Here is a 14,551-nt window from a genome sequence, read left to right as displayed (position 1 = left end):
CACTCATATATTGAACTATTACTTCTTCTTAAGGAGGGCTTCCTTGATGCGTGCTCCTTTATCCTTTGATAAAGATACTGCCATATTGTTAGCTTCTTGTTGCGAGTTAACATATGATCAATATAAACAAAATGGTGTTTTTCAAATACCTGATGATTTTCAATATGTACAAGGTTTTCAAGCAAAGGTAATGCAAACAACAGAATGGTTTGGCTTCATATTAGAATCTGAAGATACCATCATTGTTGCCTTTCGGGGAACACAAACGGATCCTGAGTGGCTGATTGATTCACTTGTAAACCAAAAACCTTATCCATACGCATTAAACAGCGGGAACGTCCATAACGGCTTTCTCTCTATTTATGAATCATGCCGTGATACGATTATGGATATGCTCGTCTCTTTGCCATCACATAAAAAGCTGCTCGCCACAGGACATAGCCTAGGCGGGGCACTTGCCACACTGCACATATTAGACGCACGAGTGAATACCGCGTTTGCACAATATGGTCTCTATAACTTCGCTTCTCCAAAAGTTGGCGATATTACTTTTCGAAACTACTATAAAATGCAAGTAGCAAGTAGCTTTCGCTTTGTTAATTTATTCGATGTCGTCCCGCTTCTTCCACCGCGCAAAGTGCATTTTAATGACCATGACTGGGAGTATGCACATGTTCATCACAACATGACATTTACGAAAAACACAAAATCTATCACCAACAATCACGCTATGACAACATACAAAACATGTCTGACTTCTCATTTTTAAACCGGAAACATTTGGAAATAAAATGATGATATATTATAATAATATATGTAACTAATTTCGGATGAGGGGACCATACATGCTAAAATATTTCTTTGCAATTTTTCTTGTTCTACTATTTGCAGCTACGGGTTTCTTTACATTCTCATACTTTGCTACGGAGGAATATGGTGGAACTGGTATGCTGTATTCGGTGACGCATTATATCTCTATAGTGAAATAACCAAAAACAGCTTGGAAGTTTCCAAGCTGTTTGACTTTACCGGGAACTATCATATTCTTGTTTCAAAAGAGAATATACCTTAGAATCACAATATCTTTCATTAATTTTCACACTTTGTCTCAATGTTCCTTCATAGGTCATCTTTAACTTTTGCATCACTCGTTCAGACGCTATATTTTTCACATCACATCTTCCTTCAATACGATTCAAACTTAACTCCTGAAAACCAAACTTTATGAGCTTTTCTAAAGCTTCAACAATGAGGCCATTTCCCCAATACAACGGACTGATAACTGCTCCTAAAGAAGCACTACTGTGCGGTAATATCCAAATACCACAGGTTCCTATCGCTTTTTGATTCTCCTGAAAAATAACGGACCAAACAAAAGACTTACCTTCCTTTGTTGTTTCTATCATCTTCTCTAATAAACTTTGAGTCTCTTCTTTATTTTTATGTACATTTCGAGGTACATATGTAGTCGTTTGAGGATTCAAATAGACTTCAAATAAATCGTCTAAATGAGACATATCTAATTTTGTTAGTAGCAGACGCTTTGTTTCTAATTTCGGAAGTTCATAGCTATTTTGCATACTTCCACCTCGATTCATAATTACTTTATCCACTTTTTTCATAATAAAAAGAATCCAATACTAAAATATACCGTACTTATTTTTATATTCTCCAATCCACAAATAAAAGCCCCTCCAAATCTTCACAAGGGACTCTATATGATTTCTATACATTCATTTTGATTTTTAGACATATAAGTCGCTGCTATGGAGGAAAAAAGTGACCTTCACTCTTTTTCTCCTTTTGTCTTCACTTGGCATAGGGCTAAAAAGGGATCTGACCGCTTCTATGCATGGCTAGATCTCCGCTCCCACCTAAAAAGCAAACTCTTTAATTTATATCTTCATCTTACGAAAGCTTAACCCTATCCCCAATACCCCAAATCTCATTACTATACTGCAGGATTGTTCGATCACTCGCAAAGTACCCAGATTGTGCAATGTTAATGATTGACATTTCTAGCCACTTTCTTCTGTTTTCATATGCTCTTCCTACATCTTCTTGACGCTCTGCATATGGACTAAAATCACGAAGAACAAAGTATTCGTCGTTTTGGATGACAAGAGAATCATAAATTGCTTCAAATTCAGCTCCGGCATTTTGGAAAAAACCATTTATTAGCTGATCCACTACTTTTTTAATGTGCATATTGTGATGGTAATAATCATTTGCACGATAGCCACCATTTTGATAATAATGAAGCACTTCTTCCGCTGTTAAGCCAAAGATAAAACAGGCCTCATCTCCTACCTTTTCCCTAATTTCAATATTGGCTCCATCCAGTGTTCCGAGTGTAATTGCTCCATTCATCATAAACTTCATATTCCCTGTTCCGGATGCTTCTTTACTCGCCGTTGAGATTTGCTCACTTACATCTGCTGCTGGAAAAACATCTTCAGCTAGTGAAACACGGTAGTTTTCTAGAAAGATAACTTTCATATATTGACTTACATACGGATCTTCATTTACCTTTCTAGCAAGTTCGTTTATTAATTTAATAATTTTTTTCGCATAATAATAGCCTGGCGATGCTTTCGCTCCAAAAATAAATGTACGCGGATAAAACGAAAAGCTAGAATCTTCTTTCAAACGATTGTACAAATATAAAATATGTAACACATTTAATAATTGCCTTTTGTAAGCATGCAATCGTTTCACTTGTACATCAAAAATGGAACTTGGATCAATAATAACACCCATTGTGTTGCGGATACGCTCTGCTAAAATATGTTTACACTCTTGCTTTACATCTTGTAACTTATCTTGAAAAGCAGTGTCATACCGGTAATCTTGTAGCAATTGTAATCCCTGCGGCTGCTTCTTCCATTCCTCTCCAATCGCTTCTGAAATAAGATTGGTAAGCTGCGGATTTGCTTTCATAAGCCAGCGTCTATGCGCGATCCCATTTGTTTTATTATTAAATTTTTCTGGGTAAAATTCATAAAACAATCGCATTTCACGCTGTTTTAAAATTTCCGTATGAATTTTTGCAACACCATTTACACTATAACTTCCGACAATTGCTAAATGCGCCATTTTTACAAGACCATGTGCAATAATCGCCATGTCTTCAATCCGCTTCCAATCATACGGATATCGCTCCCATAATTCATGACAAAACCGTTCATTAATCTCTTCAATAATCATATAGATCCGTGGTAATAACGATTTAAAGATATGAATCGGCCACTTCTCAAGCGCTTCTGACAATGTCGTATGGTTCGTGTAAGAAATCGTCTGGGTCGTAATATCCCATGCTTCTTCCCAAGAGAGTTTTTCTTCATCTAGTAAAATACGCATGAGCTCTGGAATCGCAAGGACCGGGTGTGTATCATTAATATGAATTGCAATTTTCTCATGCAAATTGCGAAGCGTCCCATTTCGCTCTCTATGCATGCGAACAATGTTTTGTAAGCTTGCAGATACAAGAAAATACTGTTGTTTTAACCGTAGTATTTTCCCTTCATCATGCGTATCATCTGGGTATAAAAATTCTGATACCACTTCTGTTTCGCGTTTATATTTCAAAATATCTTTACAGTTTTGCGGGAAAGGAACTGGTTCTGCATTCCAAAGACGAAGTGTGTTCACAGTATCTGTTTCATACCCAACAACCGGAACATCATAAGGAACCGCCATAATGACTTCCGCATCAGTATGACGAAATTCTAAACGACCATTGATTTGCACAGCTTCCACTTGTCCGAAATAACTCACTTCCACAGCTTGATCATGTCTCCTGACTTCCCATACATTTTCATGCCGAAGCCACTGTTCAGGCAACTCCACCTGATATCCATCGACAATTTTCTGATCAAATAAACCATGCTTATAACGAATACCACATCCGTGTCCAGGAAGATTTAAAGATGCCAATGAATCAAGAAAACAGGCTGCAAGGCGGCCAAGTCCTCCATTACCAAGCCCTGCATCCGCTTCACTTTCTTCTAATTCTTTCAAGGAAATTCCAAGTTCTGAAAGACCTTGTTCACATACATCTCGTATTCCTAAATTTAGTAAATTACTACCAAGCAAACGGCCAAGTAAAAACTCAATAGATAAGTAATACATTTGCTTTTGATTCCCTGCCCGGTACCTTTCATTTGTTGTAATCCAGTGCTGATTCATATACTCACGTACCATATGTCCAAGTGTATTATACTGATCACGACTTGTAGAATCTTTGAAACTTTTTCCATACATCGTTTCTAGTTTTTCTAAAAAAGCTGCTTTAAAGCTTTCAACATGAGTAAACATTTTTTCACCACCTAAGAGTGTTTCAGCAAACTTTTATATAGTTCCTTGTATTCAAGAGCCGACTTTTTCCAGCTATAATCTTCTGTCATCGCCTGCTTTACAAGCTGATCCCATACCGGTTTATTATGATAATACTTCAGCGCACGACGAATCGTATGTAACATGTCATGAGCATTAAAATTTCTAAAACTGAAGCCATTTCCAGTCTCCATTTTCTCATTATAAGACTGAACTGTATCATTCAATCCTCCAGTCTCTCTGACAATTGGAATAACACCATACGCCAGTGCAATGAGCTGTCCAAGTCCACACGGTTCAAATAGTGATGGCATTAAAAACAAATCACTACCTGCATATACTTGATGTGCTAACTCTTCATTAAAACCAATATACACTTTTATTTTTTCTGGATACTCATATGCCATCCACTCGAAAAATTGCTCATACTCAGAATCTCCTGATCCTAAAATGATACATTGTACATCCTCTTCCATCATTTCATGAAAGACAGTACGCACTAAGTCGAGACCTTTTTGTTTTGTTAATCTCGTTACCATTGAAATGATTGGTGTATCTTCTTTTTCTGGCAAACCAAAGTAACGCTGCAATGCACGTTTATTTTCTTGCTTATCATATAGCGACTCAGCATCATACTGCGCAGTAATAAATGCGTCTGTTTTCGGATTATATACGCTCGTATCAATGCCATTTACAATCCCGCTCAGCTTATCATTATATTTACGCAACAAACCATCTAGTTTTTCACCAAAAAATTCGTATTGAATCTCTTCCTTATATGTCGGACTAACTGCTGTAATGCAATCTGAAGCGATAATGCCACCTTTCATAAAGTTAACGTTCCCATAGAATTCAAGCTGTTCACTATGAAAATATTCATCACCAAGCTCCAATAAATCATGCATAACTTCACGTGGAAATACACCTTGGAACTGCAAATTATGAATTGTATAAACGGTTTTAATATGTTCATATAACGGGTTGTCCCTATATTTTTCACGTAGTAAAAAATTCACCATCGCTGTATGCCAATCGTGACTATGAAGAATATCCACTTCAAAATCTAAATGCGGCATACACTCTAACACCGCTTTAGAAAAGAAAGAAAAACGTTCTCCATCATCATAATGCCCATACAGAGAATCCCTTTTAAAATAATACTCATTGTCGATTAAGTAATACGTAATCCCATCTTGCTCCCCTTTTAAAATACCGCAATATTGGTTTCGCCAGCCAAGCTGAACATGAATTACCTTATGAAGCGTACATGCTTCTCGTAAATGCTTAGGGATAAGACTGTAGTTTGGAAGTATAATCCGGACATTTACCCCTAATTTTTTCAATTCTTTTGGAAGTGCCCCCGCAACATCTGCTAAACCTCCTGATTTAATAAACGGTACGCATTCTGATACTGCAAATAAAATATTCACGTGTTGTTCCACTGCCTGAAAAGCGTGTACATCTCGGGCCGCCCTTCTTACAGCTTCCTCCCTTCAAATTTTAAATTCATATCATGATGAGCCAGTGAACCTAATTCCACTGGCTATATGGCTCTATTTCAATTTTCCTACATAGAAATTTCGGCTATGAAACCAAAAGAAGTCCTCCACTCGTTTCCTCCTTTTGGTTTTAACTCGGCATGGGGCCAAAAAAGGCCCTGACCGCTTCTATCCATCGCCGGATTCTCTCTTCCACCTAAAATGAAGGTTTTTACCAGTTTTTAATTCTCAAGAATAACTAGTAACATTTTGACTTTGGATACTCCCCTTTTCCACAACATGTGGATTATCAGGTGTTCCTGTTAAAATCACACCATCCTCAATCTTAACATCCTTATCAATAATAACACCGTCTAATATACAATTATCTCCAATTTGGCTCTTTTGCATAATGATGCTATTTCGAATAACGGAACCTTTCCCAACTTTAACAGAACGAAATACAACACTGTTCTCAACTTTCCCTGCAATAATACTTCCATTTGCAATCATTGTATTTTTCACCTTAGCATCTTTCATATAACGTGTTGGTGGTTCATCTTTTACTTTTGTAAAAATCGGTGCTTCTTTCGTAAATAACTGTTTCCAAATCGAAGGCTGCAAAATCTCTAAACTATGTTTATAATAACTTTCAATCGAATCGATCACCGCTACATATCCCATATGTTCATATGTTCCAATGTACAATGATTCCCCCCGCTTTTCTCTAACAACATCAAATAAACTATAATGCTCCATATCTTTATACGTTTCAAATAAATCTAATAATAACTGTTTCTTAAGCACATAGGTTTGCAGGGGAACTCCTTCATGACACACTTCCGTAATATCTGCTTCTGTATGTATATGTCTTTCTAACACTGCTTGAAAATTTATCGCTGTGACAAGATGACTATTTGTAATGACAACGTACTCTTGTCTACTACGTAGAAAATAATCAATATGTCTTCTAAAATGAGCGAAAGAACCAAACTCATCTTGATCACATTGGCAATTCGGAGGAAATAAAAATAAGCCGTCACGTTTTCTATCTAAATCCCATTGTTTTCCTGATCCGAGATGATCCATCAAGGAACGATTTTTATGACTTGTAAAAATCGCAACGCTATGAATATGAGAATTAACCATATTCGAAAGCATGAAATCAATGAGACGATAACGTCCTCCAAATGGTAGTACAGCTAGTGAACGGTGTTCTGTTACTTTCTTTAAAGAAGGAAAGCTCCCCGTTGCATTAATAATTCCTAACATTGATTCTCCCATGTATCTCATCCCCTTTTGTCTATTTGCCTTCTGCGATTAATACAATCTCATCTACATTTTTTTCTGATCGAATTACGGTATTATCCTCAATTACCATCCCTGAGCCAACAATCGCCTTTTCAATCACAACATTTTTTCCAATTCGAGCCCCTGGCATAACAACGGAATCAATAACTAGGCTACCTTTTCCTACCGTTACACCTTGGAATAAAACAGAATGCTTTACATCTCCCTCAATAACGCATCCTTCATTTATCAATGACTCTTCTACTTTGGCATCCTCAGCTATAAATTGTGGTGGTTCATTTGGGTTAACTGAGTAAACGCGCCAATCACGATCATTTAGTTGCAATAAAGATTCATCACGAAGCAAGTCCATATTGGCTTCCCATAAACTTTTAACCGTTCCAACATCTTTCCAATATCCTTGGAACGGATAGGCAATTAATTTCTTTCCTTCATCTAGTAAAAGAGGAAGGACATCTTTTCCGAAGTCATTCGTAGACTCTGGATTTCTTGCATCCATCTCTAAATATTCTTTTAAGATTGCCCAATTAAAAATATAAATGCCCATCGAGGCAAGATTGCTTTTTGGGAACTGGGGTTTTTCCTCAAACTCAACAATCTCCATCTCTTCATTCGTATTCATAATTCCAAATCTACTTGCTTCGTCCCAAGGTACTTCAATAACAGAAATCGAAACATCTGCTTCTTTTTCAATATGGTAATCTAACATCTTACTGTAATCCATTTTATAAATATGATCCCCTGATAAAATCAGAACATATTCAGGATCGTACTGATGCAAATAGTTTAAGTTTTGATAAATCGCGCTTGCTGTTCCTGTATACCATTTCACTCCTGAAGATTCCGAGTACGGGGGCAATACAGTCACGCCGCCATTCACACGGTCTAAATCCCAAGCATTACCGATTCCAATATAACTATGAAGCTCAAGTGGCTGATACTGTGTTAAAATTCCAACCGTTTCAATACCAGAGTTTGCACAATTACTTAAAGTGAAATCAATAATTCGATACTTGCCACCAAATGGAACAGCTGGCTTTGCTAAATTTTTTGTTAAGGCACTTAAACGGCTACCTTTTCCTCCTGCTAGTAACATTGCTACGCACGTCTGCTTTTGAACCATCTTGTTTTTTGCTCCCCTTTCTCGTTTTCACTGGTCGTAAAATAGATACACCAAATGGTGGAATTGTTATTTCTACATGAGCTTCTTGATTATGATACGGCTCTCCTATTGCCTTCAGACGTTTTTTATTCACCTGTCCTGAGCCTCCATATGTTACATCATCACTATTTAAAATCTCGTTATAATACTGGAATGCTGGTACGCCCACTTTATAGTTTTCGTACACAATGTTCGTAAAATTACATACAACGACAAGGATATCTTCATCCTTATCTCCTTTACGAATAAACGAGAAAATACTTTGTTCTCTATTATCAGCATCAATCCACTGAAATCCCTCCTGCGAATGATCCAGCTGCCAAAGTGGCTTAGAGCGCTTATACAATGCTATGAGCACTTTAAAGTAATCATGCATAGAACGATGCATTTCAAAATCATGCAAATTCCAATCTAGATCCTCAAGATCTTTCCACTCATCAAACTGACCAAATTCTCCGCCCATAAAGAGCAATTTCTTCCCCGGATGCGTAAAGAAATACCCATATAATAAACGAAGCTGTGCAAACTTTTCCCAGTAGTCTCCCGGCATTTTGTTTAACAATGATTTTTTTCCGTGAACGACTTCATCGTGAGAGAGCGGCAATATAAAGTTTTCAGAGTAAGCATATAGCAAAGAAAACGTCATTTTCTCATGAATATATTTCCGGTATTCCGGCGCACACTCCATATATTTCAGTACATCATTCATCCAGCCCATATTCCATTTATAATTAAACCCTAGTCCACCTTCATAAGTTGGAGCGGTCACAAGCGGCCAAGCTGTAGAATCTTCTGCAGTCATCAAAAATTTTTCATCCTCTGCAAATACGGCCTCATTTAACTCACGTAAAAAGGAAACCGCATATTCATTACTTTGCTGCCTGCCTTCTTTTTCCCAATACAGCATATTCGCAACCGCATCAACACGAAAGCCGTCGATATGATAATATTTCATCCAAAACAATGCATTTGAAATTAAAAAATTTCGTACTTCCTGTTTCCCTAAATCAAAATTTACTGTTCCCCAAACTTGATTCTCCTGCACATCCAAATCTTTATATTCATAGGTCGGTGCACCATCAAACAAATACAAACCATGAGCATCTTTACAAAAATGCCCTGGTACCCAATCTAAAATGACACCGATTCCATATTTATGACATTCATCGACAAAATACATGAAATCATGCGGTGTACCAAAACGACTTGTTACCGCATAATATCCAGTCCCTTGATATCCCCAAGATCGATCATACGGGTGTTCAACAAGCGGCATAATTTCAATATGAGTAAATTGATGCTCCGCTACATAGGGAATGAGCTCCTCTGCCATTTCTCGGTACAAGTACAAAGAGCCATCTTCTTTCTTTTTCCATGATCCAAAATGCAATTCATAAACTGTCATTGCTTCTTTATAAACTGATTTTCTTTTTTTCTTGCGGAACCAATTGTTATCGTTCCATTTGTATCCCCTTATATCAAAAATAACAGATGCCGTATTTGGTCTTACTTCTGCGTAATTTGCATAGGGGTCTGCTTTTAAAATTGTTTCTCCACTTTTGGTTTCAATCGCATACTTATATATTTCGTTTTCTTCCAAATGTGGTATAAACAATGACCAAATACCCTTTTCTGTCATTTGTATCATCCGATGCCCTTCAACATCCCAATCATTAAAATCTCCAACTACACTCACAACTTTTGCATGAGGAGCCCATACTGTAAATCGTACGCCTTGTATTTCATCCTCTACTGCAAGATGCGCGCCAAATATGTTATAGCTCTCATAACACTTCTTTGAATGAAATTCATACAAACTCTCTTCTATACAATTTGTTACACTCAATATGTTCACCTCACTAAGATGACAGAATTTTTATTACTTTGTAAACATTCGCCGAAAAACTGAAATATCCTTGTGTATTTTTAAATAAATATACGTTTTTTCGTGGGAATTAAAGGTAATATTTAAATTTTTGATAAAATATATCGAATTTTGACGAATATTCATTGAAAGCGTTTTATTTGAGATCATTATTTCACTTGTAATAATATAAGAAAAAAGCACTCTATTTTCGTATAGAGTGCTTTTTTCTATAAACGGCCCTTTTCCAGCAAAAGGGGTATATTTGGGGGATATACAAGGGAACTGGAAAAGGAATTTATACTGCTTTATATAAAAATTCAGAAGCCGGAAGCAGCTTCCTGCTTCTGAATCATTTATCAATTCTATTAAAGTACTGGTGCCATTGTTTCTTTTAATACTTTTACAGAGTGAGCGAATTTCGCTTTTTCTTCTTCGTTTAATTCAAGCTCAACGATTTCACGCACACCTTCGCGGTTAATAACAGCTGGAATACCTACATAAGCGTCTTTCTCACCGTATTGACCTTCTAGGTATGCAGATACAGTTAGCACACTGTTTTCGTTGTTTAAGATTGCTTTTGTTACACGAAGTAGTGACATACCGATTCCGTAGTAAGTTGCACCTTTACGCTCGATAATGTGGTAAGCTGCATCGCGTACATTTACAAAGATTTTATCTAAATCATCTTGGTTGTATTGTTCGTTGTTCGCTAAAATTGTTTCTAATTTTTGTACACCTACTGTAGTGTGGCTCCATACTGGAAGTTCAGTATCACCATGCTCACCAATAATGTATGCGTGAACGTTACGTGGATCTACATCTAAGTAGTCACCTAGCATATAGCGGAAACGAGCAGAGTCTAAAGTTGTACCAGAACCGATTACACGCTCTTTTGGTAATCCAGATTCTTTCCAAGTTACGTAAGTTAAAATATCAACTGGGTTAGTTGCGATTAAGAAAATACCATCAAATCCAGTATCCATAATACTACGAACGATTTGTTTAAAGATTTTTGTATTTTTCTCAACTAAGTCTAAGCGAGTTTCACCTGGCTTTTGTGGTAATCCAGCAGTGATAACAACTAAATCTGCATCTTTACAATCTGCATAGCTACCACTCCAAACTTTTGTTGGTGATGGAGAGAATGGTACCGCATGGCTTAAGTCCATTGCTTCTCCTTCTGCTTTTGCTTCATTTACGTCAACAAGTACAAATTCCTCAGCTACACCTTGGTTGATCATTGAGTAAGCATAACTACAACCTACAGCTCCTGTTCCTACTAATACTACGCGATTGATACCTTTTTTCATGGTAATTTCCCCTCTCTATTGTTCACATTTATTATGATTGTTTAAGTAATTAATTAAAGTACTAATTTAATGTTGTTTAACTTCCTTACACACATATTGTAGCACGAATCATTGTGAATTTATTCACAAATTATGACCTATTTGTGAACTTTTTCACATATAGGAGAAAGTTATCATAATAGGTATGGAATCAATCTCAATGTAAACCTTTTCTTTAGATTGTGAAAACTTATTTTCGTGTAATACTACATAAAAAGCTATTCTTTCGATAGCGTTTCTAGAAAGAATAGCTTTTTATTCAAGACCTTATCTTATTTCCGGCATTAAACGGGTAGAAACTCCAATTCGATTCCATGCATTAATAGTGACAATCTGCATAATGATTTCAGCAATTTGTTTTTCTTCAAAGTATTTTCTTACTTCTTCATATACTTCATCAGGAACATGGGTTTCCGCTACTAATGTAATTGCTTCCGTTAAAGCAAGCACCGCACGTTCTTCCTGCGTAAAGAATGGTGTCTCACGCCAAGCATTAAGCGCATAAATACGTTGCTCTGTTTCCCCTAGTTTTCGCGCATCTTTCGTATGGAGATCAATGCAATACGCACATCCATTAATTTGAGAAGCCCTAATTTTAATTAGCTCTTTCAATATCTCATCGATACTTGTAGTCATCAAGTATTTTTCTAATCCCGCCATTGCCTTATAACCTTCTGGATTTACCTTTCCCATTAAAAATCTCGTTTCCATTGTATATTCCCTCCATCAAATCAAATTAGTTTGTACTTTGACACCAGGATATTTAACAAGATTTTTCATGTATTATTGAAAATCAATATCTGCCGTAAAATATTTAATTCCCAACAGAAACTCTAATAAACAACATGCATAGCATCTTTTTTATATCCTGTCACTTATAAGACAAATTAGCTGTTCCATTTGTGACAAAATACAAAAAGAGATCTTAAAATAAAGACCTCTTTTTTCAATTTCATGCTATAGAACTGGAATATGCTTTAATTTATCAGGATTGACTATAATATAGATTCTTCTAATAGATTCTCCACTTTCATTCCACTCAAAACATATGGCTTTTTCTGCACGTCCCTTATTCCTTGCTAAAATACCAAATTGACCATTTATTATAGTTGGGAGAACCTCCAATTGGAAGAATCCTCGTGAAGCAATAGCCTCCAGAAACATTTGAATACGTTGTTTACCCAGAATCGGAAATATAGCTGCACGCACTTTACCACCTCCATCAGTAACGAGGGTTGCATCTGCTGTCAGTAAATTAATAAATTCCTCAAAATCCCCTGTTTCTGAGCCTCTAATAAAGGTATGTATCATTTTTTCTGTATGATCCGATTGTTGTGGATGTACTGGTATTTCAGGCCGTATCTTCTCTTTGCAACGGCTGTAAATCTTTCGACAATTCGCCTCTGATTTGTTTAAAATCTCCGCTATTTCTCGATAATCGTACCTGAGAGCTTCCCTTAAGACAAATACAGCTCTTTCAAGAGGTGTTAAATTCTCTAACAGTACAAGAAATGCATAGGATACTCTTTCATTTTGAATTATAGTTTCCATAGGATTTAGCTTCATCGTATCTATTTCCGGTTCTGGAAGCCATTCCCCTGTATATACTTCTCTCTTTTTCTGAGCTGATTGCAATATATTTAAACAATGGTTTGTCGTCATTTTAATTAAATACGCCTTCTTATTTCTAAGTGATTCTTGGTTCACATGTTGACTTTTAATAAGTATATCTTGTGCAACATCTTCCGCATCACTAACAGAGCCAAGCAAGCGATAAGCAACAGCGTAAATCAACGGCTGATAGGTTCGATACAAGGTTTCAAAATCCATACCATCACTCCATTCTATAGTGTGTTTCAATATAAAAATATATGATTTGTTATATTGAAAAGATTATCTTTCTGTTACGAAAGATTTGTGTAATTTAGGAAAGTGGAAAGAGGTGATATTATGAAGAATAACATTCGAGAAAGTAAAAAAATAGCTATCCCCATACTTTGGATAATTTCGTTACTTATCGCTACACTACTCGTTTTTATAACAACAAAATTATATCCAACTATCAATTTACAGATTAGCATGATTTTATTCTTTATAATAGATATTGGATTTATAATCGCCCTTATTTTAGGAGTTATGACAAAGAAAACTAGTATAGTGATTTTCAGTGTTATATCTAATGGCATATTTTTTATACTGCTATCTATTTTTATTTTTTTACTATTAATTGCTCATGGAATTTCAGAACCGTGAATCCCCCCTTGGCTCTTTCCTGCACGTTCTTAAGGAAGGGCATTTCTGGTTGAGTACTGGTGAACACAAAAAAGAGATAGCAGACTATGCTATCTCTTTAAGTATGACCCGTACGGGATTCGAACCCGTGTTACCGCCGTGAAAGGGCGGTGTCTTAACCACTTGACCAACGGGCCAGTTCTGGCAGAGAAGAAGGGATTCGAACCCTCGCACCGCGTTAGCGATCTACTCCCTTAGCAGGGGAGCCCCTTGAGCCACTTGGGTACTTCTCTATATAATATGGCTCCGCAGGTAGGACTCGAACCTACGACCGATCGGTTAACAGCCGATAGCTCTACCACTGAGCTACTGCGGAATAATGGTGGGCCTAAATGGACTCGAACCATCGACCTCACGCTTATCAGGCGTGCGCTCTAACCAGCTGAGCTATAGGCCCCCAATAGAAAAGCGGGTGAAGAGAATCGAACTCTCGACCAGAGCTTGGAAGGCTCTTGTTTTACCACTAAACTACACCCGCATGAAATTTAAAAATAAATGGTGAGCCATGAAGGACTCGAACCTTCGACCCTCTGATTAAAAGTCAGATGCTCTACCAACTGAGCTAATGGCTCATTTTGAAAGTGGTGCCGGCTAGAGGACTTGAACCCCCAACCTACTGATTACAAGTCAGTTGCTCTACCAATTGAGCTAAGCCGGCTTGCTATTTCAAAATGGTGGCTCGGGACGGAATCGAACCGCCGACACGAGGATTTTCAGTCCTCTGCTCTACCGACTGAGCTACCGAGCCTTTATGTAA

At 37.0% G+C, this 14,551-nt stretch carries 12 protein-coding genes and 8 tRNA genes; 3 read left to right on the top strand and 17 right to left on the bottom strand.

What is annotated here, in order from left to right:
* The first annotated feature begins 46 nt into the window (after positions 1-46).
* Both LOK41_RS02005 and LOK41_RS02000 read left to right on the top strand, forming a co-directional pair.
* The gene (locus tag LOK41_RS02005) at positions 47-769 is read left to right on the top strand and encodes a lipase family protein (protein WP_241814943.1); all 723 of its coding nucleotides are present in this window, start codon (positions 47-49) and stop codon (positions 767-769) included.
* A 76-nt stretch (positions 770-845) separates the two neighbouring features.
* On the top strand, positions 846-989 hold the full coding sequence (locus LOK41_RS02000; protein WP_241814942.1) for a hypothetical protein: 144 nt from the start codon (positions 846-848) through the stop codon (positions 987-989).
* 36 nt (positions 990-1,025) lie between these two features.
* Here the strand turns inward: LOK41_RS02000 and LOK41_RS01995 are convergent, their stop codons facing one another.
* From LOK41_RS01995 to LOK41_RS01955, 9 genes are all read right to left on the bottom strand, one after another.
* Positions 1,026-1,580 carry a GNAT family N-acetyltransferase gene (locus LOK41_RS01995; protein WP_241815276.1) on the bottom strand — a complete coding sequence of 185 codons (555 nt, stop codon included), beginning with the start codon at positions 1,578-1,580 and terminating at the stop codon, positions 1,026-1,028.
* Positions 1,581-1,908: 328 nt separating this feature from the next.
* Positions 1,909-4,317, bottom strand: coding sequence for a glycogen/starch/alpha-glucan phosphorylase (locus tag LOK41_RS01990; protein ID WP_241814941.1), 2,409 nt, complete (start codon positions 4,315-4,317; stop codon positions 1,909-1,911).
* Between the two features lie 11 nt (positions 4,318-4,328).
* On the bottom strand, positions 4,329-5,765 hold the full coding sequence (gene glgA / locus LOK41_RS01985; protein ID WP_241815275.1) for a glycogen synthase GlgA: 1,437 nt from the start codon (positions 5,763-5,765) through the stop codon (positions 4,329-4,331).
* Positions 5,766-6,062: 297 nt separating this feature from the next.
* Positions 6,063-7,097, bottom strand: a complete 1,035-nt coding sequence (locus tag LOK41_RS01980; protein ID WP_241814940.1) for a GlgC family sugar phosphate nucleotidyltransferase — start codon at positions 7,095-7,097, stop codon at positions 6,063-6,065.
* Between the two features lie 19 nt (positions 7,098-7,116).
* Positions 7,117-8,247 carry a glucose-1-phosphate adenylyltransferase gene (locus LOK41_RS01975; RefSeq protein ID WP_241814939.1) on the bottom strand — a complete coding sequence of 377 codons (1,131 nt, stop codon included), beginning with the start codon at positions 8,245-8,247 and terminating at the stop codon, positions 7,117-7,119.
* Positions 8,195-10,132 (bottom strand): 1,4-alpha-glucan branching protein GlgB, encoded by a 1,938-nt coding sequence (gene glgB / locus LOK41_RS01970; protein WP_241814938.1) that lies wholly within the window; start codon positions 10,130-10,132, stop codon positions 8,195-8,197. The genes LOK41_RS01975 and glgB overlap by 53 nt, the downstream gene beginning before the upstream one ends.
* Positions 10,133-10,518: 386 nt before the next feature.
* Positions 10,519-11,463 carry an L-lactate dehydrogenase gene (locus LOK41_RS01965; protein WP_241814937.1) on the bottom strand — a complete coding sequence of 315 codons (945 nt, stop codon included), beginning with the start codon at positions 11,461-11,463 and terminating at the stop codon, positions 10,519-10,521.
* 306 nt (positions 11,464-11,769) lie between these two features.
* Positions 11,770-12,213, bottom strand: a complete 444-nt coding sequence (locus LOK41_RS01960; RefSeq protein ID WP_241814936.1) for a carboxymuconolactone decarboxylase family protein — start codon at positions 12,211-12,213, stop codon at positions 11,770-11,772.
* Between the two features lie 246 nt (positions 12,214-12,459).
* Positions 12,460-13,332 carry an RNA polymerase sigma-70 factor gene (locus LOK41_RS01955; protein ID WP_241814935.1) on the bottom strand — a complete coding sequence of 291 codons (873 nt, stop codon included), beginning with the start codon at positions 13,330-13,332 and terminating at the stop codon, positions 12,460-12,462.
* 120 nt (positions 13,333-13,452) lie between these two features.
* Between LOK41_RS01955 and LOK41_RS01950 the strand changes: the two genes are divergently transcribed.
* Positions 13,453-13,755: a hypothetical protein gene (locus LOK41_RS01950; RefSeq protein WP_241814934.1), complete on the top strand. Its 303-nt coding sequence runs from the start codon at positions 13,453-13,455 to the stop codon at positions 13,753-13,755.
* A gap of 104 nt (positions 13,756-13,859) precedes the next feature.
* Here the strand turns inward: LOK41_RS01950 and LOK41_RS01945 are convergent.
* From LOK41_RS01945 to LOK41_RS01910, 8 genes are all read right to left on the bottom strand, one after another.
* A tRNA-Glu gene (locus LOK41_RS01945) sits at positions 13,860-13,931 on the bottom strand.
* Between the two features lie 5 nt (positions 13,932-13,936).
* Positions 13,937-14,027 (bottom strand) — tRNA-Ser (locus LOK41_RS01940).
* A gap of 8 nt (positions 14,028-14,035) precedes the next feature.
* Positions 14,036-14,110 (bottom strand) — tRNA-Asn (locus LOK41_RS01935).
* 4 nt (positions 14,111-14,114) lie between these two features.
* A tRNA-Ile gene (locus LOK41_RS01930) sits at positions 14,115-14,191 on the bottom strand.
* A 10-nt stretch (positions 14,192-14,201) separates the two neighbouring features.
* Positions 14,202-14,272, bottom strand: a tRNA-Gly gene (locus LOK41_RS01925).
* A gap of 18 nt (positions 14,273-14,290) precedes the next feature.
* Positions 14,291-14,366: transfer RNA gene (locus LOK41_RS01920), tRNA-Lys, on the bottom strand.
* A gap of 10 nt (positions 14,367-14,376) precedes the next feature.
* Positions 14,377-14,452: transfer RNA gene (locus LOK41_RS01915), tRNA-Thr, on the bottom strand.
* Positions 14,453-14,466: 14 nt separating this feature from the next.
* A tRNA-Phe gene (locus LOK41_RS01910) sits at positions 14,467-14,542 on the bottom strand.
* Positions 14,543-14,551 lie beyond the last annotated feature (9 nt).

It is taken from the genome of Bacillus sp. TL12, from assembly GCF_022625245.1.
Lineage (GTDB): Bacteria > Bacillota > Bacilli > Bacillales > Bacillaceae_G > Bacillus_A.
Note: the sequence above shows the minus strand (reverse complement) of the source record. Positions and strands in the feature narration are given on the sequence as shown.

Excerpts from the sequence above, each read along its gene's own strand:
- LOK41_RS02005 (WP_241814943.1), top strand. The coding sequence starts at position 47 with ATGCGTGCTCCTTTATCCTTTGATAAAGATACTGCCATATTGTTAGCT.
- LOK41_RS02000 (WP_241814942.1), top strand. The coding sequence starts at position 846 with ATGCTAAAATATTTCTTTGCAATTTTTCTTGTTCTACTATTTGCAGCT.
- LOK41_RS01995 (WP_241815276.1), bottom strand. The coding sequence starts at position 1,580 with ATGCAAAATAGCTATGAACTTCCGAAATTAGAAACAAAGCGTCTGCTA.
- LOK41_RS01990 (WP_241814941.1), bottom strand. The coding sequence starts at position 4,317 with ATGTTTACTCATGTTGAAAGCTTTAAAGCAGCTTTTTTAGAAAAACTA.
- LOK41_RS01980 (WP_241814940.1), bottom strand. The coding sequence starts at position 7,097 with ATGGGAGAATCAATGTTAGGAATTATTAATGCAACGGGGAGCTTTCCT.
- LOK41_RS01975 (WP_241814939.1), bottom strand. The coding sequence starts at position 8,247 with ATGGTTCAAAAGCAGACGTGCGTAGCAATGTTACTAGCAGGAGGAAAA.
- LOK41_RS01965 (WP_241814937.1), bottom strand. The coding sequence starts at position 11,463 with ATGAAAAAAGGTATCAATCGCGTAGTATTAGTAGGAACAGGAGCTGTA.
- LOK41_RS01960 (WP_241814936.1), bottom strand. The coding sequence starts at position 12,213 with ATGGAAACGAGATTTTTAATGGGAAAGGTAAATCCAGAAGGTTATAAG.
- LOK41_RS01955 (WP_241814935.1), bottom strand. The coding sequence starts at position 13,332 with ATGGATTTTGAAACCTTGTATCGAACCTATCAGCCGTTGATTTACGCT.
- LOK41_RS01950 (WP_241814934.1), top strand. The coding sequence starts at position 13,453 with ATGAAGAATAACATTCGAGAAAGTAAAAAAATAGCTATCCCCATACTT.